This is a genomic window from Acidocella aquatica (assembly GCF_030160635.1).
GTDB classification, from domain to species: Bacteria; Pseudomonadota; Alphaproteobacteria; order Acetobacterales; family Acetobacteraceae; genus Acidocella; species Acidocella aquatica.
Map to the genome: position 1 here is coordinate 60,573 of NZ_BSOS01000099.1, position 22,275 is coordinate 82,847.

Below are 22,275 nucleotides of genomic sequence, written 5' to 3' on the forward strand. Positions count from 1 at the left end.
GGTTTAAACTCCCACCAGAATATCGGTCCATAGTTCAGAGGGATCAGGCTCGGGCGAGGCCTGGGCGAAATCAGCCGCCTCCTGCACGCGCAGCTTGATATCGTCGTCCAGTTTTTTCAGCTCCGCCTCGGTGACGCCAAGTTCCTCCAGGTGCTTCTTGGCGGAATCCAGCGGGTCATGCTCGGCGCGCATGCGCTGCACCTCCTCGCGGGTGCGGTATTTCGCGGGGTCGGACATCGAATGCCCACGGTAGCGGTAGGTCTTCATCTCCAGCAGAAACGGCCCCTTGCCCGCGCGGCAATGCGCCACGGCCTGCTCGCCCGCCGCCTTCACGGCCAGCACGTCCATGCCGTCCACCGCCAGGCTGGGCATGCCCCAGGGCACGCCGTTGAGCGAAAGGTCGCGCGAGGCGGAGGCGCGCTCAACGCTGGTGCCCATGGCGTAGCGGTTGTTCTCGATGATGAAGACAACCGGCAGCTTCATCAGGTTGGCGAGGTTGAAGCTCTCATAAACCTGCCCCTGGTTGGAGGCGCCCTCGCCGAAATAGGTCAGCGACACACGGTCGTTCTCACGGTACCAGTTGGAGAAGCCCAGCCCCGCACCCAGCGAAACCTGCGCGCCGACAATGCCGTGACCGCCGAAAAACCCCTTCTCCTTGCTGAACATGTGCATGGAGCCGCCCTTGCCGTGGGAATACCCGCCCGAACGCCCGGTCAGCTCCGCCATCACGCCGTTGGGGTCCATGCCGCAGGCCAGCATATGGCCATGGTCGCGATACGAGGTGATAACCTCATCGCCCTGGCCGATGCAGTGCTGCATGCCGACCACAACCGCTTCCTGACCGATGTAGAGATGGCAGAACCCCGCGATCAGCCCCATGCCATAGAGCTGACCGGCTTTTTCCTCGAAGCGGCGGATCAGCAGCATGCTGGCATAGGCGGCGAACAACTCGTCCTTATCCATCGAGACGGCAGGCTTCTTGCCTCGTTTCGTTTTTTCCGGGGTCACGGCCATTTTGGGGCTCCTCGTTTGGTTTCCAGGGTATTGCCCGCCACTATCCTCAAGCAGCCGTGCCGCGCAAGTGTGACGTTTACGAAACCCCCTCGCATAACCAGCAAAAAACAGACTTAACCACAAAATGGTTAAGTCACTTATGGCAGCTAAAGCCCGGCCATCCGCACGAAACAAAATTTCGTGCAGCCGCGACATCCTATCAACAAAAACTCAAATCACGCCGAAAAAAAACCGATTATTCAGCACTTTTATTCTGCGGCAGATCGATGACGAGATCATTCGGGTTGGCCAAATTCAGCACCTTGCGCGCCTGACCGTCAAGCATATCCTGCGAGATTGAGCTGCCCGAAAGGTCGGCGATCCGCGTCTCCCACTGCTGGCGCTGCGCATCGGCCGCGCTGAAGGCCTGCTGCGCCTGCGCAAGCTCGGCGATTTGCACGTTCTGCGCCTCCAGCCCGCTTTTGCCGTGCAGGGCGTTCCAGCCGAAATAGCCGGAAATGGCCAGGAAGATGGCCGGCGGCAAATAACTGCGAAGACGATATTTAATGGCGCGAAGCAAAATAATCCCTCGACGGAAATGGAACAGCCAGCGCGCCGAGTCTGTCCCATGCGGCCCGGTTTCGCAAGCGCTTTCGCTGCTACCTCGCTGATTTTAACAAATTTCCCCCGGCACAAACGAGAAACGCTTGCCGCGGGGGGCAAAAATGATAAATCTCGAACAAGCCATCATTTTACCTTGCTTTTATCCTGAATTCGCCATGGCGCCCCCCATATATGCTTCAGGAGCTTGGAGGCTCTTTTATATGAAATTGAAATATCTGGCGTTTTGCGCCGCTCTACTCGGCGGCACCGCATTTATCGGCGCCCATGGCGCAATGGCTGACTGGCACGGCGGCGGCGGTGACGGCGGTGACTGGCACGGCGGAAACGGCGGAGACTGGCACGGCCATGGCGGCCCGGAGGGCGGCGAACACGGTGGCTGGCAAGGCCAGGAGGGCCATGCCGATAATGGCTGGCGCCGTTATGATGGCGGCTGGCGCCGTGACGACGATGAGCGCCATGGCTGGTTCGACGGCAATGGCGGCTGGCACTGGTTTGCCGGTTTTGGCCCCGGCTACGGCTATTACGCCCCCCCGCCGCCGCCGATGTATTATGCCCCGCCGCCGGTCTACGCGATGCCGCCACCGGGGATCTACATCACCCCGCCGTCCATCACCCTCACACCATAGGCTGAACGGGCGGGGCGCTCAGCCCCGCAACCCGGATATGGCGGCGGCAATCTCCGCCGCCGCCGCGCCCGGCTGCGGCGCCCCGGTAATCGGCCGGCCGACCACGATATAATCAGCCCCGGCGCTCACCGCCTCCTCAGGCGTCATCACGCGCGCCTGGTCGCCCATGGCAGCGCCCAGCGGGCGGATGCCCGGCACGACGAGGAGCGGTTTTTCGCCAAAGGCGTCGCGCAGCTGCGCAATTTCATGCGGCGAGCAGATCAACCCGTCCGCGCCGTTTTCCAGCGCCAGCCGCGCCAGCCGCAGAACCTGCTGCGTCGTGCCGCCCGCCACGCCAATGTCATGCAGCGCGCGCGCATCCAGGCTGGTCAGCACCGTCACCGCCAGAATTTTTGGCGGCACCGGCGCCGCCGCTGCCGCCTCAACGGCGGCGGCCACCATCGCACCGCCGCCAGCGGCATGGATGGTCAGCATATCCGGCGCCAGCGGCAGCAATGAGCGCACGGCACCCGCCACCGTGTTGGGAATGTCGTGCAGCTTCAAATCCAGAAACACCGGCCGCCCCTGCGCCACCTCGCGGTAGCCCGGCGCGCCATGGCGGAGAAAAAACTCCAGCCCCAGCTTCACCAGCCCGCAATGCGGCGCAATTTCGTGAACCAGCGCCGCCGCCTGCAAAACATCGGGCGTATCAATCGCGGCAATGAGGCGGCGCATCAGAAGGAGACCGGCGGCGGCGGGGCGGGGCGCGCCTCCAGCTCCGCCGCGCGCTTCTCGGCCCGCTTGGCACGGCGGTTAAGGGCAAAACGGTGCGGCAGATGAAACGCCAGCCCGAGCAAAAAGCCCAGCACCAGCACGGCCAGCACCACCGCGCCCAGCGGCCAGGCCGCGATCTGGCCAAACGGCCAGAAGACAATATCGACCACCCCCCGGTTGGAGAGCAGAAAAACCACCAGAACCAGGAGAATCAGAAAGCCGACAATGCTTTTTAGGATATTCAGGCTTTTGCTCCGCCATTCTTTTTACCGTTCGGTGCGGCAACCGGCTTGTTGATGCGCTCGCGCAGCTCCTTGCCCGCCTTGAAGAAGGGCACCGATTTCTGCGCCACCTCCACGGTTTCCCCGGTACGCGGGTTGCGCCCGGCCCGGGCGTTGCGCCGCTTCACGGTAAAAGCGCCAAAACCCCGCAGCTCCACACGCTCGCCACGCGCCAGCGCGATGGTCATTTCATCGAATAATGTTGCAACAATCCGTTCAACATCAGCGATGGTCAGATGCGGGTTGTCTTCCGCCAACCCAGCGATCAGCTCAGAACGTGTCATATACCCCTCCCACCCTGTGCAACGATGCCAGGGGCGCACGATCTGGTCAATAACTTATTGTGAATGCCTGATTTTTTATTCCAGAAAAAAGGCCCGGCGATTGTGTCGCCGGGCCTCTCTCATTCTACCACCGGTTGCGGCGGTATTAGAGCGCGATCGTTTGAGGTTCGCTCAACCGAGCGAGCCGAAAGCGTGAATCGCCCTCAGCAAAATGGCGAGAGACTGATCGCACTTAAAGCGATCAGGCTCTAGTCTTCGGTCGCCTGGTTACGGCGGCGGATGGCCGCACCCAGGATGTCACCCAGCGAGGCGCCGGAGTCAGACGAGCCAAACTCGGCCACGGCCGTCTTGTCCTCGTCGATTTCCTTGCCCTTGATGGTCAGCTGCAGCTTGCGGGCCGCACGGTCCACCGCGGTGATCTTCGCATCGACGGCATCGCCAACCGAGAAACGCTCGGTGCGCTGCTCGGCCTTGTCGCGCGCCAGCTCGGCACGGCGGATGAAGCCGGTCAACACATCGTCAACCTTCACTTCAATGCCATTGGCCTGCACCGCGGTAACGATACAAGTCACGATCTGGCCCTTGTGGATCTTGTCCAGCACGCCGGCGGCCGGGTCGACCTCAAGCTGCTTGATGCCAAGGCTGATGCGCTCTTTCTCGACGTCGATATCGAGCACTTTCGCCTTCACCACGTCGCCCTTGTTGTATTTGGTGATCGCGGTCTCCCCGGCATCGTCCCATGAGAGGTCGGACATGTGGATCATGCCGTCGATCTCGGCGCCGACAGCCACGAACAGGCCGAACTCGGTGATGTTGCGGATCTCGCCCTCGATGATGGAGCCGATCGGATGCGCATCCTGGAACTCTTCCCAGGGGTTGCGCGTGACCTGCTTGAGGCCGAGCGAAATGCGGCGCTTGGAGGCGTCGACATCGAGCACCACCACATCCACTTCCTGCGAGGTGGAGACGATCTTGCCGGGATGCGCGTTCTTCTTGGTCCAGGACATTTCAGACACATGCACCAGGCCTTCAACGCCGGGCTCCAGCTCCACGAAGGCGCCGTAGTCGGTGATGTTGGTGACGCGGCCGGAAGCCTTGATTCCGGGCGGGTATTTGGCGTCAACGCCTTCCCACGGATCAGCCTCAAGCTGCTTCATGCCCAGCGAGATGCGCTGCGTATCGGCATTGAAGCGGATGACCTGCACCTTGACCGGCTGGCCGATGACCAGGGCCTCGGCCGGGTGGTTGATGCGCTTCCAGGCGATGTCGGTGACATGCAGCAGGCCGTCGACGCCGCCGAGGTCCACGAACGCACCGTAATCGGTGATGTTCTTGACCACGCCGTCGAGGATCTGGCCCTCTTTGAGGCCGAGGATCAGCTCGGAGCGCTGCTCGGCGCGGGTTTCCTCCAGCACGGCGCGGCGCGAGACCACGATGTTGCCGCGCTGACGGTCCATCTTCAGGATCTGGAACGGCTGGGCGACGCCCATGAGCGGGCCGACATCGCGCACCGGGCGGATGTCCACCTGGGAGCCGGGCAGGAACGCGGTGGCGCCGCCGAGGTCAACGGTGAAGCCGCCCTTGACGCGGCCGTGGATCACGCCGTTGACGCGGGTCTGCGCCTCGAAAGCCTTCTCAAGCTGGGTCCAGGATTCCTCGCGGCGCGCTTTTTCGCGGCTGAGGACCATGGAGCCGTCTTTGTCTTCATAGCGCTCGATATACAGATCGAACACGTCGCCCTTGTTAACTTCGGGCTTGGCGCCGACGGGGGCGAACTCGCGCAGCGGCACGCGGCCTTCGCTCTTCAGGCCGACATCGACGATCACGAAATCATCATCAATGCGGAGCACGGTGCCGGAAACGACGGAACCTTCGAACCCGGCATTGGCGCCGAGCGAGGAATCCAGGAGGGCAGCAAAATCATCGGCGCCCGAATAGGCGGGGGCGTCGGAATGGCGGAGAGCAGGTGAAATGGAAGCCATGAGGCTGGGTATGTCCTTGACTGCGGGCGTTGTGGCCCGGTGGTTTGCGCGGCCCGGCTGGGGCAACGGCTAGAGCCTGGCGGGGCAACCCCTGTCCAGCTCCGGTTAAGTGAATGGCGGTCTCATACCCCTAAACCCGGTGGAGTCAAGTTTTCCCGCAACTGGTTGCCCGGGGCGGCTTCGCGTTCGCGTTTTAGCTGCTATAAGCCGGTCGCAATGACAAATTTTCACCCCGGCTCCCTCCGCACCTCCCTGCCTGCCCTGGCCCTTCTGCTTTGCCTCGGCGGCTGCTCCGCCCTGGAAAACAGCGAGCCGCGCGATGGTGGCGACTACGCCAGCAGCGTCACCCTGCCCCCGGCGGATGTGCTCTACGCCCAGGGCATCGCGCAGATACAGCGCGGCGATTATGAGCGCGCCGTGAAGGCGTTCAACAATGTGGATGAGAATTATCCATACTCCACCTGGGCCACCCATGCCGAGCTGCTGGCGGGATACTCCCAGTACAAAGACCAGAATTACGACGACGCGATCAGCTCGCTCAACCGCTACATCAGCCTGCACCCCGAGGACGCGGACGCGGCCTATGCCTATTACCTGAAGTCGCTCTGCTATTATGAGCAGATCGACGATGTGCAGCGCGACCAGACCACGACGTATGAGGCGATCCAGACCCTTACCGATGTGATCACCCGCTTCCCCAACAGCAGCTACGCGCGCGATGCGCGGATCAAACTGCGGCTGGCGAACAACCGCCTGGCCGGGCATGACATGGTGATCGGCCGCTTCTACGAGAAGCAGCATCTCTACGGCGCCGCCATCGGCCGGTATCAGGATATCGTGACCAGCTTCCAGACCACGACCTACACCGCCGAGGCGCTGGAGCGGCTGGTGGAATGCTATCTCAACCTCGGGCTGACCGATTCGGCGCAGCGCACCGCCTCCGTGCTGGGCTATAACTACCCCGGCAGCATCTGGTACCAGAGCGCCTATCATTCCCTGAAGGCGCATGACCTGCTGGCCGCCGCCCCCGTTGCCGGCACCGGCCAAAGCAGCACGGACCAGAGCGGCGCGGCGGCGCCTGACCAAAGCGGCGCGGCCGCCGGCACCAGCGCCACCACACCCCCGGCGGACACCACGCAGAGCGCCCCGGCCGTGAAGAAACACCATTGGTACTGGCCGTTCTGACCCCTATGCCAAGCAGGCGGTAAACAATGCTGAACAGTCTGTCGATCCGCGACGTCGTGCTGATCGAGCGGCTGGACCTGCATTTCGCCGCCGGGCTGACCACGCTCACCGGCGAGACCGGGGCGGGTAAATCCATATTGCTCGACAGTCTCGGCCTGGCTTTGGGCGCGCGCGCCGACACCGGGCTGATCCGCTCCGGCGCGGCCCAGGCGGTGGTCGCGGCGGCGTTTTCGGTCACCCCCGGCCACCCGGCTCTCGAACTGCTGAACGAACAGGGGCTCGACACCGGCCCGGACATCCTGCTGCGCCGGATCGTCACGCGCGACGGCCGCTCCCGCGCGCTGGTCAACGACCAGCAGGTCAGCCTGAATTTTCTGAAAACCCTCAGCGCGCTGTTGATCGAGGTGCAGGGCCAGCACGAGCAGGTGGGCCTCGCCGACCCGGCCAATCATCTGCTCCTGCTCGATGCTTTCGGAGTCCCCCCGGAGACGCGCCAGAGCGTGGCCGTGGCGCATAAATCCTGGCGGGACGCCGCCGCGCGCCTGCGGCAGGCTGAGGAGAAAATCGCCGAGGCCGCGCGCGAGGAGGATTTTCTGCGCCACGCGGTGGATGAACTCTCCCGCCTCAACCCGCAGGCCGGCGAGGAGGACGCCTTGGCCGCCGAACGGCTGCGCCTGCAGTCGGGCGAGCGCCGCGCCGAGGCCATCGCCGCCGCGCTGGCCGAACTCACCCCGCGCGACCGCCGCGCCTCCGGCCCCGCCGCCCATCTGCGCGCCGCCGCGCGGGCGCTGGGCAAAATCACCGCACCCGCCGGAGCCGAGCACCCCGCCGCCGAGGCCATGGCCGCCATTGAACGGGCCGAGGATGCGCTGGCCGAGGCCGAAAACCTGCTCAACCGCCTGGCGCTGGAGGCCGAGGCAGACCCGCGCGCCCTGGAAGCCGCCGAGGAGCGCCTGTTCTCTCTGCGCGCCGCCGCCCGTAAACATGGCGTTCCCGTGGTTTCGCTGCCTGAATTCCTCGCCGAACTGCGCGCCAAACTGGCCGCGCTGGAAACCGGCGTCGCCGACATCGCTCTGCTGACCCGCGAGACCGCCACCCGGCGCGCCGCCTATGTGGAAGCCGCGGCCAAGCTCTCGCTCCTGCGCGAACAGGCGGGAGGGGATTTGATGCGCGCGCTGGCTGGCGAACTGCCGCCCTTAAAGCTGGAGCGCGCCCGCTTCGTGGTGGAGCGGAGCATGTTGCCTGAAGCCAACTGGGGCGCGCGCGGGGCGGATTCGGTTAAATTCCTCATCAGCACCAACCCCGGCGAGCCCCCCGGCGCGCTTGATAAAATCGCCTCCGGCGGCGAACTCTCCCGGCTCATGCTGGGGCTGAAAGTGGTGCTGAGCGGCGGCAGCGCCGTGGAAACGCTTATTTTTGACGAGGTCGACTCCGGCATCGGCGGCGCCACCGCCGCCGCCGTGGGCGAGCGCCTTGCCCGCGTCGCGCGGAATCTGCAGGTTCTGGTCGTCACGCATTCGCCGCAGGTCGCGGCGCGGGGGGCTGCGCAACTGCGGGTCGCCAAGCGCATTGAGGGGGAACGCGCCGTCACCGTGGTGGATGTACTCGACGGCGCCACCCGCCGCGAGGAAATTGCCCGTATGCTGGCGGGCGAAATCATCACCGATGCCGCGCGTGAGGCGGCGGGAAGTTTGCTGGCGCAATGACCACCGCAAAAACCCGCTTTGACGAGCTGACGGCCAGGATCGCCGAAGCCAACGCCGCCTATCACACGCAGGATGCGCCGGTGATGAGCGATGCCGCCTACGACGCGCTGCGCCGGGAGGCCGAGGCCCTGCTGGCCGCGCACCCTGAACTCGGCAGCGCCGAGGCCCTGGCCGAAATCGGCGCCAAACCGGCGCCCAAATTCAAAAAGATCATCCACGCCACGCCGATGCTCTCGCTGGACAATATTTTCGCCCCCGAGGATTTCCCGGAATTCTGCGCCCGCATCCGCCGATTTCTCGGGCTGGATGAGGCGCCGCTGGCGTTTGTCGCCGAGCCGAAGATCGACGGGCTTTCCATCTCGCTCACCTACGAGCACCATAAATTTCTCTCAGCCGCCACGCGCGGCGACGGCACCGAGGGTGAGGATGTCACCGCCAACCTGCTCACGCTGAAATCGCTGCCGCTCACTCTACCCAGAGAAGCCCCCGCGCGCATCGAAATCCGGGGCGAGGTGTATATGACCAAGGCGGATTTTCTGGCGCTCAACGAGGCGCAGGAGAAGCAGTTCGCCAACCCGCGCAACGCCGCCGCGGGCAGCCTGCGCCAGTTGGACGCCAGCATCACCGCCCAACGCAAGCTCTCGCTGTTTGCCTACGCGCAGGGTGAATCTTCTGCGCCGGTTGCGCAAACACACTGGGAATATCTGCAAAGGCTGCAAGACTGGGGATTTTCGGTCAACCCGTTATCGAAACAGATTTCCGAACCCGAGGCAGAAGATTTCCAGAACAGCATCGGCATCGCGCGCGCAAAACTGCCCTATGATATTGACGGTGTGGTCTACAAGCTGAACGATCTCGCCTTGCAGAACCGCCTGGGTTTCGCCGGGCGCGCGCCGCGCTGGGCCATCGCCTGGAAGTTTCCCGCCGAACGTGCCAGCACCTTGCTGGAAGATATCGAAATCCAGGTCGGGCGCACCGGCGCGCTCACGCCGCGCGCGCGCTTGACGCCGGTGAATGTCGGCGGGGTGCTGGTGCAATACGCGACGCTGCACAACGAGGACGAAATCGCCCGCAAGGATGTGCGCATCGGCGATATTGTGGAGTTGCAGCGCGCCGGCGATGTGATTCCGCAGATCCTTGGCGTGCTCAAACGCGGCGAACACACCAGGCCGTTCGTCTTCCCCACGCATTGCCCGGTGTGCGGCAGCCTTGCCGTGCGCGATGCCGGCGAGGCCGTGCGCCGCTGCACCGGCGGGCTGAGCTGCCCGGCGCAGGTCACCGAGCGGCTCATCCATTTCTGCGCGCGCGGCGCGTTTGACATCGAAGGCATGGGCGAGAAGACCGTTGTGGAATTCTACAACGCCGGGCTGATAAAATCCGCCGCCGATATTTTCCGCCTGCCGGAACACGAGGCGGAAATCGCCGCCCGTGAAGGCTGGGGCAAGCTCTCCGCCGCCAACCTCACCGCCGCCATCGAGGCACGGCGCACCATCGCCCTGCCCCGCTTCATCTTCGCGCTGGGTATCCGCCGCGTCGGCGAGAACAACGCGAAATTACTCGCCCGCCACTACGGCTCCTACGCCAACTGGCGGCAAAACATGCAGGCCGCCACCGAGATAGGCTCGGACGCGCGGCTGGAGCTTGGCTCCATCTCCGGCATCGGCCCGGCGATCGCCACCGACCTCGCCGCGTTCTTCGCCGAGCCGCACAACCTCGCCACGCTCGATGCGCTGGAGGATTATCTCACCATCACCGGCGCACCCAGCGCCGGGGGAGCTGATTCACCTTTGGCCGGCAAGACCATCGTGTTTACCGGCACACTCTCGATGGCGCGGCCGGAGGCGAAAGCCCGCGCGGAATCGCTCGGCGCGAAAGTCACCGAATCGGTCTCGAAAAAAACCGATTACGTGGTGGTGGGGGCTGACGCTGGATCAAAAGCCAAAAAGGCCGCCGAGCTGGGGCTGCACATTTTGAGCGAGGATGAGTTTCGCGCCCTCGCCGGGCTATAAGTGACTGTTACAAAAGTCACTGTGGAGCCGCCCTGGCCGTTGGTTTTATACATCCTCCCAAGGCCTGCTTGTGCAGGTGGGCGCCAGATACCCGGACCAAGGCCCGGACAGAGCCAGCTCCCGAGGGAGATGCTTACGGCCCTGGGGATGATTTGCCTGACGAACCGGGCAGCTCCACCCCTTACTTAGGGCCGGATTGTAGAAAGTTCAATCGCTCTGCTTAGAGCCCGATCGCTTTAAGTGCGATCAGGCTCTGGCCATTTTTCTGAAGGCGATTCACGCTTTCGGCTCGCTCGGTTGAGCGAACCTCAAACGATCGCGCTTTAGGCATCCAACAGGTCGGCGGCAATTTCTTCCGCGCGGGCGGCGACGCGGCGCAGGCGGGCGCGGCGTTCCGGGTTGGGCTTTTCCACCGGCGCGGGTGCGTTGTTGCGCAGGTCATGCAGTTCGTCGGCCAGCAGCAACGAGGCCAGCATCAGCAGCCGCGCCTCGCCGGACTGGCCGCCGATGGCCTTGATGCTGTTGATCCGCTGCTCGATCTCGGCGGCCATGCGTTCCAGGTGCGACTCCTGACCGTCCTCGCAACCCACGGTATAGACATAGCCGTTAATCCGGATGGTCACTTGCGCCATGGGGTTTACTCCGTCTGGCCGGTTGATCCGGGCGTATCCAGCCCGGCACGCAAATGCTCGATCACCGTATCAAGCGAGTGGGCCAGAGCGTCGCGGTCGAGCTCCTGGCCCGCGGGCGGCTTGGCCGGTTGGGCAAGCGCCGCGATCTTGCGCAGCGCGATTTCGATACGTTCAAGAATTTCGTCTTCAGACTCAGACTCGGGCATGGTAGCCATTCAACCCGACACGGACGTGAAAAGTCAAATAAATGATCGACCTACCCCCGGCGGTGATCGTGCATAGCCTCGCCGATGCCAAGGCGGCGCTGGCCCATGGCCGCCCGCTCACCCTGCTCTCAGCCCCCGGCGCCGCGCAATTCGCCGGCTGCCTGTGGTGGCGCGAGCTTCTGGCGGCCGCGGGCTTCGCCGGCCCGGCGCTGCTCGACTGCGCCGCCGCCCCCGGGCGCGCGCTGGAGGCGCTGCATCTGGGCCTGGGCGGCGTGGTGCTGCGCGCACCGGCGCCGGCTTTTGCCATCGTCGCGGAGCTTGCCGCCGCGCAGGGCGCGCTGGCGCTCCCGCTTGCCCCGCCCGCGCTTGATTTATGCCTAAATGGCGCCACAAGGCGGCTGGATGGCTGGCTGGCCGGATGACATTCGCGCGCCCATGCGTTACATCCGGCCAGGTTTTCAACACGGTGGAGCAAACATGCATATTTCGCAGCGGGTTAAAAAGATTCTGTCGCATTACGAAAGCGACAATCCCGGGACCAAGACAAACCTCGCCCGCATCCTGATGCACGGCAAACTCGGCGGCACCGGCAAGCTGGTCATCCTGCCGGTTGACCAGGGCTTCGAGCACGGCCCCGCCCGCTCCTTCGCGCCCAACCCGGCCGCCTACGACCCGCATTACCACTTCAAGCTCGCCATTGACGCAGGGCTCTCCGCCTACGCCGCGCCGCTGGGCATGATCGAGGCTGGCGCTGACACCTTCGCGGGCGCGATCCCGACCATTCTGAAGGTGAACTCCTCCAACTCGCTCGCCACCGACAAAAACCAGGCCGTCACCGGCTCGGTGAACGACGCGCTGCGCCTGGGCTGCTCGGCCATCGGCTTCACCATCTATCCGGGCAGCGAATTCGCGTTCGACCTGATGGAAGAGATCCGCGAACTCGCCGAGGAAGCCAAGGCCGTCGGCCTCGCGGTCGTCGTGTGGTCGTACCCGCGCGGGCCGGAGCTGGACAAGGCCGCCGAAACCGCCTTCGACATCTGCGCCTACGCCGCCCATATGGCCGCCCTGCTGGGTGCGCACATCATCAAGGTGAAGCCGCCGACCGCCGTGGTCTCGCTGGAAGCCGCGAAGAAATCCTACGCCAATATCGACGGCTCGACGATGGCCAAGCGCGTTGAACACATTGTGCAGTCCTGCTTCGGCGGCAAGCGCATCGTCGTGTTCTCGGGCGGCGAGTCCAAGGGGTTGGACGGCCTCTACGACGAAGTCCGCGGCCTGCGTGACGGTGGCGCCAACGGCTCCATCATCGGGCGCAACACCTTCCAGCGCCCGCGCGAGGAAGCCCTGGCCATGCTCGCCAAGATCATCGAAATCTATCAGGGCAAAGCCTGAGTCTAACGCATGACCGCCCCCAGGCAGGCCCACCGCACCGGCCGCTCCGGCTGGTTGCGCGCCGCCGTCCTGGGGGCAAATGACGGGATTCTCTCCACCGCCAGCCTTGTGCTCGGCGTCGCCGCCGCCCACGGCACACACCAATCCGTGCTGGTCGCGGGGGTCTCGGGCCTGCTGGCAGGCGCCATGGCCATGGCCTCGGGCGAGTTTGTCTCCGTCCACTCCCAGGCTGACACCGAAGCCGCCGACCTTGCGCTGGAGCGCGTGCATCTCGAGGACCATGAAGCCGAGCTGGAGGAGCTGGCGGAAATCTACATCGGGCGCGGGCTGACCCCGGCGCTCGCCGCCGAGGTCGCCGGGCAGCTGATGGCGCATGATGCCCTGGGCGCCCACGCCCGCGACGAGCTTGGCATCACCGACGAACTCAAGGCCCGCCCCGGGCAGGCCGCCATTGCCTCCGCCATCTCGTTTTCCGGCGGCGCGCTGTTGCCGCTGCTGGCGAGCGTCCTGACCCCGCTGCCAGATCTCATCCCCAGCGTCGCCGTTGCCTCGCTGTTGTTTTTGGCGCTGCTCGGCGCCGTGGCCGCGCATAGCGGCGGCGCGCCCGTGCTGCGCAGCGCGCTGCGGGTCAGCTTCTGGGGTGCGGCCGCCATGGCCACCACCGCCATCGCCGGCACATTATTTGGAACCTACGCATGACAGCCACCCCTGACTGCCGCCTCTACCTCATCACCCCGCCGGTGCTGCCCGGCAACTTCGCCGATCTGCTCGCCGCCGCGCTCGATGCCGGGGATGTCGCCGCGGTGCAGCTGCGATTGAAGGACGCACCGGACTTGGAGGTGCAGAAAACCATCGAGCGGCTGCGCCCCGTCGTGCAATCGCGCGATGCCGCCTTTTTGCTCAACGACCGGCCAGACCTTGCCGTGAAACACGGCTGCGACGGCGCCCATGTCGGCCAGAGCGACATGAAAGTCGCGCAGGCCCGCAAAATTCTTGGTGACCTCACCCTGGGGGTGACCTGCCACAACTCGCTGCACCTGGCCATGGAAGCCGGCGAGGCCGGGGCCGACTATGTCGCCTTCGGCGCCTTCTTCCCCACCGCGACCAAGGAGCCGCCCGAAATGGCGGAAATTTCCACGCTCAAATCCTGGGCGGAGATCATGGAAATCCCCTGTGTCGCCATCGGCGGCATCACCGCCGGAAACTGCGCCCCGCTGGTGCAGACGGGCGCCGAATTTCTCGCCGTCGTCGGCGCGGTTTGGAATCACCCTGGCGGCCCCGCTGAGGGCGTGCGGGCGATGATAAAGGCAATTGCGGCCGCCACGGCCGGGTAGCGCGGACGCCTATCGCGCCACCTGCCCTCAATTGCGGCTCTGCGTTTGGTTGCGGAAAATTTCCGCCCCGGCTGCGTCTAAAATCAATATTTCCTTAATGACCATGGGCATAAACCCCTGGTCACCATGCATAAAATCTCCAAATCCCAGTTCAAGCCGCGCGCTTTGGAATTATTCCGTGAGGTGGAGGCCACCGGCCGCCCGCTCATCATCACTGACAACGGTACCCCTACGCTGGAAATCCGCCCCTACGCGGCGCCACGCGCCAACCCGCTGGAGGCGTTGCGCGGCTCGGTGCTGTTCTTCACGCCGCCGGAAGAGATGGAGTGATCCTGCTCGACACCAACAGCCTGATCTGGTGGGTCAACCGCCATGCGGAGTTGTCCGTCGCGGCGCTGGCCGCCATCGAGGCTGAACGGCCGGGCGGCGAAATTTTGATTTCCGCAATCACGGCCTTGGAAGTCGCGGAATTGGCGCAGGCCGGGCGGCTCGGGTTGCGCATGGAGCCCAGCGCCTGGCTGGCACAGATCGGCGCATTGGCGGAGATACGGTATGTTCCCGTGAACAACGAAATCGCCGTGCGGGCGGCAACCCTGCCCGCCCTGGCGCCCGGTGGCCTGATTGCGCGTATTCTCACCGCCACCGCCCGCCAATATGGCTGCCCGCTCATCACCGGCAGCGCCAAGCTACGCGCCTACTCCCATATCCGCACCATCTGGTAACATGGTCATGGCGTGATGATCGTGGTCACACCACCCCGGTCAGCCCCATATTCGCGAACACCTGCTCGCTGACCTGCCGCCGCGCGCCGCCCAGCAACGCGCCGATTATCTCGGCTTCGCGCCCCTCCACGGTCATGATTTTCGCGGTGCGCACCACGGAGGGCACGCCAAGCCCTGCCGCCATCATATCCCCCACCTCGATATCGCCAGGCCAGCCGCGGTTTTTCACGCTGGTGATCATCAGCACCCAGAGCAGCCCGTGGTTCTTAAAAATGTCCCCGGCGACGATCACCAGCGCCGGCCGGTGTTCGCGCGCCGGTTTGCCGCCTGCTGGATAGGGGATTCGGACAATATCCCAGCGTTTAAAGCCCATAGAACGACCTCTTATCCGCCTCGCTCTCCCATTCGTTGAACACGGCCATCTCCGCCACGGCGCCAGGCTGCGGGGCGAGCGGCTTGCAGAGCACCACCCGCTCGCCCTCAAGCACAAAGCCGAGCATATCCCCCTCCTTCAGCCCCAGATGATGCCGCACCGCTTGCGGAATGGTGGTCTGCGCCTTCGAGGTCAGCTTGCTGGTGATCATGTTCCGGTCCTCCATAAAATGCCCGAGTCGCGGCATTTGTGCGGAGATTTCATTTACGTTCGGTAAAATTCCTTACTTTTTCTGGCGAAAACGCCGGAATATTCCAGTATTCACGGAAAATCCGGGGCAAGAAGGGAATTCCTTTCCGGGTAAGGAAAATCCTTACCAAGTAAGGAAAAAACTTCCACCGCAAGGAACTTCCTTGATGTAAGGATTTTCCAGGATTCAGTAAGGAATTTTCCGAATTAAACGCCGAGATCGGCCCTGGCGGCCTTGGTCAGCCCCGCCACCACCACATCGTAGGACTGGCGCAGCAACCGCCGCAGCTCGGCATCGGGCACCCCATCGCTCACCTGCACCCAGGTTCCACGCCGCAAATAAGGCGCGCGCATTGCCATCCCCTGCTCGATCAGCAGATCAAAGCGCAGCGGCGTGGTCTTGAACACATAGGCCGGCTTCCCGGTAAACTGCCCGATGGCAAACACCTTGCCGCCGATTTTATGCACATGGGAGCCGCCCCACTGCACCACAAAGGTGCTGGCGGGCAGCTTGCGGCAAAAAGCGTCGAAGCTGCTAAGCCTCACCCCGCCCGGCCACTTCGACGATTTTCACCCGCTTGCCCTGGGCGGAGAGCGCGATCTCGCCGCGGATCAGCCGTAGCGCATCGCGCCCGAACATCTCGCCGCGCCAGCCTTCCAGCGCGGCGTTGCCTTCGGCTTCGCCCAGAGCCAGCGTCTCGATATCCTCCGAGCTTGCCACCAGCCGCGGCGCCACATTGTTTTGCTCGGCCACCGCGTTCAGCAGCACCTTCAACAATGCCACCAGCGCCGGCGAGGCGCGGGGCAGATCGCGCGGTTTTTCGGTGCGCGGCAGATCGCCCTCGGGCAGGGCCTTGGCCGCCGCGATGACCGCCAGCAGCGATTGCCCGGATTTGCCCTGCGCGAAGCCGCTGGTGATCCCGCGCGCCTTGGCCAGCGCATCGGCGGTCTCGGGTGCCAGCGCCGCAATCTCTGGAATCTGCTCATCCTTCACCAGCCGCTGACGCGGGATATTCACCCGCTGCGCCTCGCGCTCGCGCCAGGCCGCGATCGCCTGGATCATCGCCAACTGGCGCTTATTGCCGGTGCGCAGCTTCAGCCGCTCCCAGGCGCGCTCGGGGTTCACGCGGTAAGTGTCAGGGTCGGCGAGCGCCGCCATCTCCTGGCCTACCCAATCCATCCGCCCATCCACCCGCAGCCGCGCCATCAGCCGCTCATATACAGTGCGCAAATGGGTCACATCGGCGGCGGCGTAATCCACCTGCGCCTTGGTCAGCGGGCGGGCCGACCAGTCAGAGAAGCGGTGGGCTTTATCGATATGTCCGCCGGTGAGCGCCTGCACCAGGGCATCATAGCCCACCTGGTCGCCAAAGCCCGCCACCATCGCCGCCACCTGGGTATCAAAGAGGTTCAGCGGCACCGCATCGAACATCAGCAGAAATATTTCCACATCCTGGCGGCAGGCGTGGAACACCTTCACCACATCGGGCTTGGCGAGCAGCACGCCCAGCGGGGCAAGGTCGATGCCCTTCGCCTGTGCGTCCACCACCGCCACATCGTGGGTTCCCGCCAGCTGCACGAGGCAAAGCTCGGGGTAATACGTTCGCTCGCGCATGAACTCGGTGTCCACGGTCACGAACTCCTCGGTGCTCAGCCTTGCGCACAGGGCTGCCAGCTCGTCGGTTGTGGTAATAAAGGCGGTTTGGATGTCACTCATAACCTCTCCTTAATCACCCCCCGGCTTGACAGGGAAGAGGCTGCGGTTTCATTCGCCTCTCATGCAACACTCTCATCCCTACCGCACCCACAACTGCGCCGCCCTGCGGTCAGCGAATATCGGCCAAACCGCCCGGCTTTCCGGCTGGGTCCACGCCAAGCGCGACCATGGCGGGCTGCTGTTCATTGACCTTCGCGACCATTTCGGCCTCACCCAATGCGTGTTCGCGGCCGGCTCGGCGCCCTTTGCGGCGGCGGAGTCGCTGCGCGTTGAGTCCGTCATCACCCTCACCGGCACTGTGGTGGAACGCGCGCCGGGCACCACCAACCCGAAACTCCCCACCGGGGAGATCGAGCTGCGGGTGGAAGACCTGCTCGTGCAATCCACCGCCGATGTCCTGCCCATCCAGGTTGCGGGGCATGAGAGCTACCCAGACGAGCTGCGCCTCAAATACCGCTTTCTCGATCTGCGGCGCGAGCAGGTGCACAAAAACATCATGCTGCGCGCCGGCGTTATCGCCAGCTTCCGCCGCCGCATGATCGAGGCCAATTTCACCGAGTTCCAAACCCCGATCCTCACCGCCTCCAGCCCTGAGGGCGCGCGCGACTTCCTGGTGCCCTCGCGCAACCATCCGGGCAAGTTCTACGCGCTGCCCCAGGCGCCGCAGCAGTTCAAGCAGCTGCTCATGGTCGCCGGGTTTGACCGTTATTTCCAGATCGCGCCGTGTTTTCGCGATGAGGCTTCGCGCGCCGACCGCTCGCCGGGCGAGTTTTATCAGCTCGACTTTGAGATGAGTTTCGTCACCCAGGAGGACGTGTTCAACACCATTGAGCCGATCCTGCTTGGTGTATTCCAGGAATTTGCCAATGGCCGCGAGGTTGACCTTGCCGTCCCACGCATCCCCTACGACGTCTCGATGCTCAAATACGGCTCCGACAAGCCCGATTTGCGCAACCCGATCGAGATTTCCGACGTCACCGAGGCTTTTCGCGGCTCCTCCTTCGGCCTGTTCGCCAAAATCATCGAAGGCGGGGGGATCGTGCGCGCCATTCCGGCGCCCGGTGCCGGTGCCAACCCGCGCAGCTTTTTTGACAAGCTGAACGAATGGGCGCGCGCCGAGGGGGCGGGCGGTTTGGGCTATATCACCTTCTCCGACGCCGGGCCGCAGGGGCCGATTGCCAAAAATCTCTCGCCGGAGCGCGCCGAGCAAATTCGCGCCGCCTGTGGCTTGAAAGCTGGTGACGCCGTGTTCTTCGCAGCGGGTTCGGCGCTGGACGCCGCCAAATTCGCGGGCACCGTGCGCACCAAATTGGGCCACGATCTCGGCCTCATCAAGGCGGGCGCGTTCAAGTTCTGCTGGATCGTTGATTTCCCGATGTACGAATACGACGAAGAGCTGAAGCAGGTGGTGTTCTCCCACAACCCCTTCTCCATGCCCCAGGGCGGGATGGAGGCGCTCCAGAACCAGGACCCGCTGACCATCAAAGCCTTCCAGTATGATATCGTCTGCAACGGCATCGAGCTTTCCTCCGGCGCAATCAGAAACCACCGCCCGGATATCATGCTGCGCGCCTTCGAGATCGCGGGCTACGGGCCAGAAGAAGTCGAAGCGCGCTTCGGCGGTATGCTGAATGCCTTCCGCTTCGGCGCCCCGCCGCATGGCGGCTCGGCACCTGGGATCGACCGCATTGTCATGTTGCTCGCCGACGAGCCCAACATCCGCGAGGTCATCGCCTTCCCGCTCAACCAGCAGGGCGAGGATTTGATGATGGGTGCCCCCGCGCCCATTGCCGCGCCACGGCTGAAGGAACTCTCCATCGCTTTGGCGCTGCCGCCCAAAGTGATCAAAACCTGACCCCGCGCGCCCGGCGCGTGTTGAGCGCGCCGGGGCGTTTCGCCTGTTAAATTTTATATTCCGCGGCCCTGGAGGAGATAAAATGGCGTTTACCGTCTTTCCCGGGGCATCTGGCCTTATTTCGTCTTCGAAGGCGCAATCAGGCCCCCTTCCTGTCACGGAAGCTTCACGGTACTGTCATTTTACTGTCATGAAACGCGCCTATGGAGGCGCAGATGGAAATAGCGAGTCCAATTATGCCTGAAGCGGCGCCACCCGAAGCCCTTACCCCCAAGGCACAGATGACCGACGCACGGGTTTCAATCCGTAATCTCGATTTTTTCTATGGCGCCAACCAGGCGCTGCGCAACATCAGCATCGATTTTCCGGACCGCCAGACCACGGCGATGATCGGCCCCTCGGGCTGCGGCAAATCCACCCTGCTGCGCGTGCTCAACCGCATGTATGACCTCTACCCAGGCCAGCGCGCCGAAGGCGAGGTGCTGATCAGCGGCGAGAACATCATCGCGCCTGGGCAAAATCTGCACCACCTGCGCCGGCGTGTCGGCATGGTGTTCCAAAAACCCACGCCCTTCCCGAAATCAATCTACGAGAACGTGATTTTCGGCGTGCGCCTGCACGAGAAGCTCTCCAAATCCGAGCTGGATGAACGCGTGGAATGGGCGCTCACCCGCGCTGCCCTCTGGGGTGAGGTAAAGGACCGGCTCCATACTTCCGCACTCGGCCTCTCGGGCGGCCAGCAGCAGCGCCTGTGCATCGCGCGTTCCATCGCGGTGCGGCCCGAGGTTTTGCTGCTCGATGAGCCCACCAGCGCGCTCGACCCCATCAGCACGCTCAAGATCGAGGAGCTGATCGATGAGCTGAAGCGCGACTTCACCATCGTCATCGTTACCCACAACATGCAACAGGCCGGGCGCTGCGCCGACCAGGTTGCTTTTTTCTACCTCGGCGAGCTGGTGGAAGCCGGCCCCGCGACACAGATTTTCACCGCCCCGCGTGAGCGCAAGACGCAGGAATATATCACCGGCCGGTTCGGCTAAAGGAGCAGCGCCATGCCCGATGAACCCAAACATATCGTCGCCAGCTTTGAAGCGGAGCTGAAGAAACTCCGCGACATGATCGCCGTGATGGGCGGGCTGGTGGAACGCGCGGTGGCTGACGCCGCTACGGCGCTGCTGGAACATGATGCCGCGCTTGCCGCCAATGTGATTGAACACGACCCGAAGATCGATGCCGAGGAGCGCGCCATCGAGCAATTCGCCGTGCGCCTGCTGGCCTTGCGCCAGCCGGTGGCTGATGACCTGCGCCAGGTCATCCAGGCGCTCAAGGTCGTCACCGATCTGGAGCGCGTGGGCGACTATGCCGCCAACATCGCCAAGCGCAGCATCGTCATCAACCAGGCCGCCAGCCGCTTCGCGCTCTCGGGCCTTGGCCAGATGGCGGCCCTGGTGCAGCAAAACCTCAAATCCAGCATCGACGCGGTGGGCGAGGCCGACCCGCAGAAAGCCATCTCCGTATGGCGCGCCGACCAGGCGGTGGATGATCTCTACAACACCATCTTCCGCGAGCTGATCACCTACATGATGGAGGACGCGCGCAGCATCACCGCTTGCACGCATCTGCTCTTCATCGCCAAAAACCTTGAGCGCATCGGCGACCACACCACCAATATCGCCGAGCTGACCTATTACGCCGTCACCGGCGAATCCCTGCCCGAGTTCCGCCCCAAGGGCGACCAGACGTCGGCCTATATCCACGCCAACCCAGCTGGGCAATAAATGACCGACCAGAACAAACCCTATATCCTCATCGTCGAGGACGAAGCCGCGCTGGTTACGCTGCTGCGCTATAATCTTGAAAAACAGGGTTTTCGCGTGGAAGACGCGGGCGATGGCGGCGAGGCGCTGACCCGCATCGCCGAGACCCCGCCCGACCTGGTGCTGCTGGACTGGATGCTGCCCACCATGTCGGGCATCGAGGTCTGCCGCCAGATCCGCCGCCGCCCCGCCACGCGCACGCTGCCGGTTATCATGCTCACCGCGCGGGCCGAGGAACAGGACGCGGTGCGCGGGCTGGACACCGGGGCCGATGACTACATCACCAAACCGTTTTCCACCGAGGCGCTGATCGCGCGCATTCGCGCCCTGCTGCGCCGCGCCGGCTCGGTGCCGACCAAGGTGAAGCTGAATTTTCACGACATTTCGCTGGACCCCGCCTCGCACCGGGTGCAGCGCAACGGCCGCATATTGCATCTGGGGCCAACCGAATTCCGCCTGCTGGAATTCTTCCTGCGCCACCCCAAGCGCGTGTTCTCGCGCGAAGACGTGCTTAACGCCGTGTGGGGCCGCGACATCCATGTCGAACCCCGCACCGTGGATGTTCACATCCGCCGCCTGCGCAAAGCCATCAACGGCCCCGGCGAAATTGACATCGTGCGCACCATCCGCGCCGCCGGCTACGCGCTGGACCTGGAAGCAGCGCTTTAGGCTTCAAATTGGCCCGCGCCTGGGAAGGCGGTGTTTTTTTCTTGGCCGTTGTTGCAAAAAGTGCTTGAATTGGCGGCAACAATCGGGAGCCAGCCATGAAACACACGATCGCCGGGACCACCATGCCTGTGTTGCAGATCGGGCTCGACCCTGGCGAGGTCATCATCGCTGAACCAGGCGAATTTTCCTGGATGAGCGATAACATGCAGCTCAACACCACGACGCAAACCGGCGGGGCGCGCGGGTTTTTTGGAGCCATCGGCCGTGCCCTCTCGGGCGGCGGGCTGTTTATGACCGAATATTCGCCCCAGGGTGGACCGGGGCTGATCGCCTTCGCCGCGAAAGTGCCGGGCACTATCCAGCAGGTCGATGTTCCGGCTGGCCATTCCTACATGATCCATAAGCATGGGTTTCTCTGCGCCACCCAGGGGGTCAATCTCTCCATCGGCTTCCAGCGCCAGCTCGGCGCCGGAATTTTCGGCGGCAATGGCTTTGTGATGCAAAAACTCGCAGGCCCATGCACCGCATTTGTCGAACTTGGCGGCGAGGCCGTGGTCTATGATCTGCGCCCTGGCGAATCCATTCAGGTTCACCCTGGCCATATCGGCATGTTCCAGGATAGCGTGAATTTTGACATTGTGTTCATGCGCGGCATCAAGAACGCCTTGTTCGGCGCTGATGGGCTGTTCATCGCGCGCCTAACCGGCCCCGGCAAGGTCTGGCTGCAAAGCATGACCGTGCCCAATCTCGCGCACGCGCTCTCACCTTATCTCGGCGGCGAGCAGGCCGTGGCCACCGCCCCGCAAATTGGCGGCGCGGCCATTGCGGGCGGTATCCTCGGGGATATTTTCGGGCAGCGTTAGCGC

The 22,275-nt window shown here is 64.0% G+C and carries 27 protein-coding genes and 1 other RNA gene; 15 read left to right on the plus strand and 13 right to left on the minus strand.

Annotated elements, in window-relative coordinates:
- Window positions 1-3: 3 nt before the first annotated feature.
- The gene (gene pdhA / locus QQJ84_RS18435; RefSeq protein WP_408862245.1) at window positions 4-963 is read right to left on the minus strand and encodes a pyruvate dehydrogenase (acetyl-transferring) E1 component subunit alpha; all 960 of its coding nucleotides are present in this window, start codon (window positions 961-963) and stop codon (window positions 4-6) included.
- Between the two features lie 286 nt (window positions 964-1,249).
- Window positions 1,250-1,573, minus strand: coding sequence for an FtsB family cell division protein (locus QQJ84_RS18440; protein ID WP_284259797.1), 324 nt, complete (start codon window positions 1,571-1,573; stop codon window positions 1,250-1,252).
- A gap of 244 nt (window positions 1,574-1,817) precedes the next feature.
- Here QQJ84_RS18440 and QQJ84_RS18445 point away from each other — a divergent pair, with 244 nt between their 5' ends.
- Window positions 1,818-2,243: a hypothetical protein gene (locus QQJ84_RS18445; RefSeq protein WP_284259798.1), complete on the plus strand. Its 426-nt coding sequence runs from the start codon at window positions 1,818-1,820 to the stop codon at window positions 2,241-2,243.
- 18 nt (window positions 2,244-2,261) lie between these two features.
- Here QQJ84_RS18445 and pyrF read toward each other — a convergent pair whose 3' ends face one another.
- The 4 genes from pyrF to rpsA all read right to left on the minus strand — a co-directional run bounded on the left by pyrF (window position 2,262) and on the right by rpsA (window position 5,543).
- The gene (gene pyrF, locus QQJ84_RS18450) at window positions 2,262-2,957 is read right to left on the minus strand and encodes an orotidine-5'-phosphate decarboxylase (protein WP_284259799.1); all 696 of its coding nucleotides are present in this window, start codon (window positions 2,955-2,957) and stop codon (window positions 2,262-2,264) included.
- The gene (locus QQJ84_RS18455; protein ID WP_284259800.1) at window positions 2,957-3,193 is read right to left on the minus strand and encodes a lipopolysaccharide assembly protein LapA domain-containing protein; all 237 of its coding nucleotides are present in this window, start codon (window positions 3,191-3,193) and stop codon (window positions 2,957-2,959) included. The genes pyrF and QQJ84_RS18455 overlap by 1 nt, the downstream gene beginning before the upstream one ends.
- Before the next feature lie 44 nt (window positions 3,194-3,237).
- A complete protein-coding gene (locus tag QQJ84_RS18460; protein WP_284259801.1) occupies window positions 3,238-3,561 on the minus strand; it encodes an integration host factor subunit beta in 324 nt (107 codons plus the stop codon).
- A 248-nt stretch (window positions 3,562-3,809) separates the two neighbouring features.
- Window positions 3,810-5,543: a 30S ribosomal protein S1 gene (gene rpsA, locus QQJ84_RS18465; RefSeq protein WP_284259802.1), complete on the minus strand. Its 1,734-nt coding sequence runs from the start codon at window positions 5,541-5,543 to the stop codon at window positions 3,810-3,812.
- Window positions 5,544-5,759: 216 nt separating this feature from the next.
- On the opposite strand from rpsA, the gene QQJ84_RS18470 reads away from it, so the two are divergent.
- Genes QQJ84_RS18470 through ligA form a run of 3 tightly spaced genes read left to right on the plus strand, consistent with a single transcriptional unit; the run spans window position 5,760 to window position 10,443 of the window.
- Window positions 5,760-6,728, plus strand: a complete 969-nt coding sequence (locus QQJ84_RS18470) for an outer membrane protein assembly factor BamD (RefSeq protein WP_284259803.1) — start codon at window positions 5,760-5,762, stop codon at window positions 6,726-6,728.
- 26 nt (window positions 6,729-6,754) lie between these two features.
- Window positions 6,755-8,434 carry a DNA repair protein RecN gene (recN, locus tag QQJ84_RS18475; protein ID WP_284259804.1) on the plus strand — a complete coding sequence of 560 codons (1,680 nt, stop codon included), beginning with the start codon at window positions 6,755-6,757 and terminating at the stop codon, window positions 8,432-8,434.
- Window positions 8,431-10,443, plus strand: a complete 2,013-nt coding sequence (gene ligA / locus QQJ84_RS18480) for an NAD-dependent DNA ligase LigA (RefSeq protein WP_284259805.1) — start codon at window positions 8,431-8,433, stop codon at window positions 10,441-10,443. The genes recN and ligA overlap by 4 nt, the downstream gene beginning before the upstream one ends.
- 20 nt (window positions 10,444-10,463) lie before the next feature.
- Here the strand turns inward: ligA and ssrS are convergent.
- The 3 genes from ssrS to QQJ84_RS18495 form a co-directional block, all read right to left on the minus strand.
- A non-coding RNA gene (gene ssrS, locus QQJ84_RS18485) (6S RNA) lies at window positions 10,464-10,621 on the minus strand.
- A 145-nt stretch (window positions 10,622-10,766) separates the two neighbouring features.
- Complete coding sequence (locus QQJ84_RS18490; RefSeq protein ID WP_284259806.1) at window positions 10,767-11,075, minus strand: cell division protein ZapA; 309 nt, start codon at window positions 11,073-11,075, stop codon at window positions 10,767-10,769.
- Between the two features lie 5 nt (window positions 11,076-11,080).
- Entirely contained in the window at window positions 11,081-11,281 is a 201-nt protein-coding gene (locus QQJ84_RS18495; RefSeq protein WP_284259807.1) for a hypothetical protein, read from the minus strand.
- 41 nt (window positions 11,282-11,322) lie between these two features.
- Here QQJ84_RS18495 and QQJ84_RS18500 point away from each other — a divergent pair, with 41 nt between their 5' ends.
- The 6 genes from QQJ84_RS18500 to QQJ84_RS18525 all read left to right on the plus strand — a co-directional run bounded on the left by QQJ84_RS18500 (window position 11,323) and on the right by QQJ84_RS18525 (window position 14,729).
- Window positions 11,323-11,703 carry a hypothetical protein gene (locus QQJ84_RS18500; RefSeq protein WP_284259808.1) on the plus strand — a complete coding sequence of 127 codons (381 nt, stop codon included), beginning with the start codon at window positions 11,323-11,325 and terminating at the stop codon, window positions 11,701-11,703.
- A gap of 55 nt (window positions 11,704-11,758) precedes the next feature.
- Entirely contained in the window at window positions 11,759-12,673 is a 915-nt protein-coding gene (locus tag QQJ84_RS18505) for a class I fructose-bisphosphate aldolase (RefSeq protein ID WP_284259809.1), read from the plus strand.
- A gap of 9 nt (window positions 12,674-12,682) precedes the next feature.
- Window positions 12,683-13,372, plus strand: coding sequence for a VIT1/CCC1 transporter family protein (locus tag QQJ84_RS18510; RefSeq protein WP_284259810.1), 690 nt, complete (start codon window positions 12,683-12,685; stop codon window positions 13,370-13,372).
- Window positions 13,369-14,007, plus strand: a complete 639-nt coding sequence (gene thiE, locus QQJ84_RS18515; RefSeq protein WP_284259811.1) for a thiamine phosphate synthase — start codon at window positions 13,369-13,371, stop codon at window positions 14,005-14,007. Before QQJ84_RS18510 ends, thiE begins: the two co-directional genes overlap by 4 nt.
- Before the next feature lie 126 nt (window positions 14,008-14,133).
- Complete coding sequence (locus QQJ84_RS18520; protein ID WP_284259812.1) at window positions 14,134-14,337, plus strand: type II toxin-antitoxin system Phd/YefM family antitoxin; 204 nt, start codon at window positions 14,134-14,136, stop codon at window positions 14,335-14,337.
- Entirely contained in the window at window positions 14,334-14,729 is a 396-nt protein-coding gene (locus tag QQJ84_RS18525; RefSeq protein WP_284259813.1) for a type II toxin-antitoxin system VapC family toxin, read from the plus strand. Before QQJ84_RS18520 ends, QQJ84_RS18525 begins: the two co-directional genes overlap by 4 nt.
- Before the next feature lie 25 nt (window positions 14,730-14,754).
- Here the strand turns inward: QQJ84_RS18525 and QQJ84_RS18530 are convergent, their stop codons facing one another.
- The 4 genes from QQJ84_RS18530 to rnd all read right to left on the minus strand — a co-directional run bounded on the left by QQJ84_RS18530 (window position 14,755) and on the right by rnd (window position 17,068).
- Window positions 14,755-15,102 (minus strand): type II toxin-antitoxin system PemK/MazF family toxin, encoded by a 348-nt coding sequence (locus QQJ84_RS18530; protein WP_284259814.1) that lies wholly within the window; start codon window positions 15,100-15,102, stop codon window positions 14,755-14,757.
- Entirely contained in the window at window positions 15,092-15,313 is a 222-nt protein-coding gene (locus tag QQJ84_RS18535) for an AbrB/MazE/SpoVT family DNA-binding domain-containing protein (protein WP_284259815.1), read from the minus strand. The genes QQJ84_RS18530 and QQJ84_RS18535 overlap by 11 nt, the downstream gene beginning before the upstream one ends.
- A gap of 245 nt (window positions 15,314-15,558) precedes the next feature.
- Entirely contained in the window at window positions 15,559-15,897 is a 339-nt protein-coding gene (locus tag QQJ84_RS18540) for an MmcQ/YjbR family DNA-binding protein (RefSeq protein WP_284259816.1), read from the minus strand.
- Entirely contained in the window at window positions 15,887-17,068 is a 1,182-nt protein-coding gene (gene rnd, locus QQJ84_RS18545; RefSeq protein WP_284259817.1) for a ribonuclease D, read from the minus strand. Before rnd ends, QQJ84_RS18540 begins: the two co-directional genes overlap by 11 nt.
- A gap of 61 nt (window positions 17,069-17,129) precedes the next feature.
- Here rnd and aspS point away from each other — a divergent pair, with 61 nt between their 5' ends.
- The 5 genes from aspS (at window position 17,130) to QQJ84_RS18570 (ending at window position 22,272) form a co-directional block, all read left to right on the plus strand.
- The gene (gene aspS / locus QQJ84_RS18550) at window positions 17,130-18,923 is read left to right on the plus strand and encodes an aspartate--tRNA ligase (RefSeq protein ID WP_284259818.1); all 1,794 of its coding nucleotides are present in this window, start codon (window positions 17,130-17,132) and stop codon (window positions 18,921-18,923) included.
- 236 nt (window positions 18,924-19,159) lie between these two features.
- Window positions 19,160-19,963, plus strand: coding sequence for a phosphate ABC transporter ATP-binding protein PstB (pstB, locus tag QQJ84_RS18555; protein WP_284259861.1), 804 nt, complete (start codon window positions 19,160-19,162; stop codon window positions 19,961-19,963).
- A gap of 12 nt (window positions 19,964-19,975) precedes the next feature.
- On the plus strand, window positions 19,976-20,701 hold the full coding sequence (gene phoU / locus QQJ84_RS18560; RefSeq protein WP_284259819.1) for a phosphate signaling complex protein PhoU: 726 nt from the start codon (window positions 19,976-19,978) through the stop codon (window positions 20,699-20,701).
- Window positions 20,702-21,409 carry a phosphate regulon transcriptional regulator PhoB gene (gene phoB / locus QQJ84_RS18565; RefSeq protein WP_284259820.1) on the plus strand — a complete coding sequence of 236 codons (708 nt, stop codon included), beginning with the start codon at window positions 20,702-20,704 and terminating at the stop codon, window positions 21,407-21,409.
- A 95-nt stretch (window positions 21,410-21,504) separates the two neighbouring features.
- Window positions 21,505-22,272 (plus strand): AIM24 family protein, encoded by a 768-nt coding sequence (locus QQJ84_RS18570; RefSeq protein ID WP_284259821.1) that lies wholly within the window; start codon window positions 21,505-21,507, stop codon window positions 22,270-22,272.
- The last annotated feature ends 3 nt before the right edge of the window (window positions 22,273-22,275 follow it).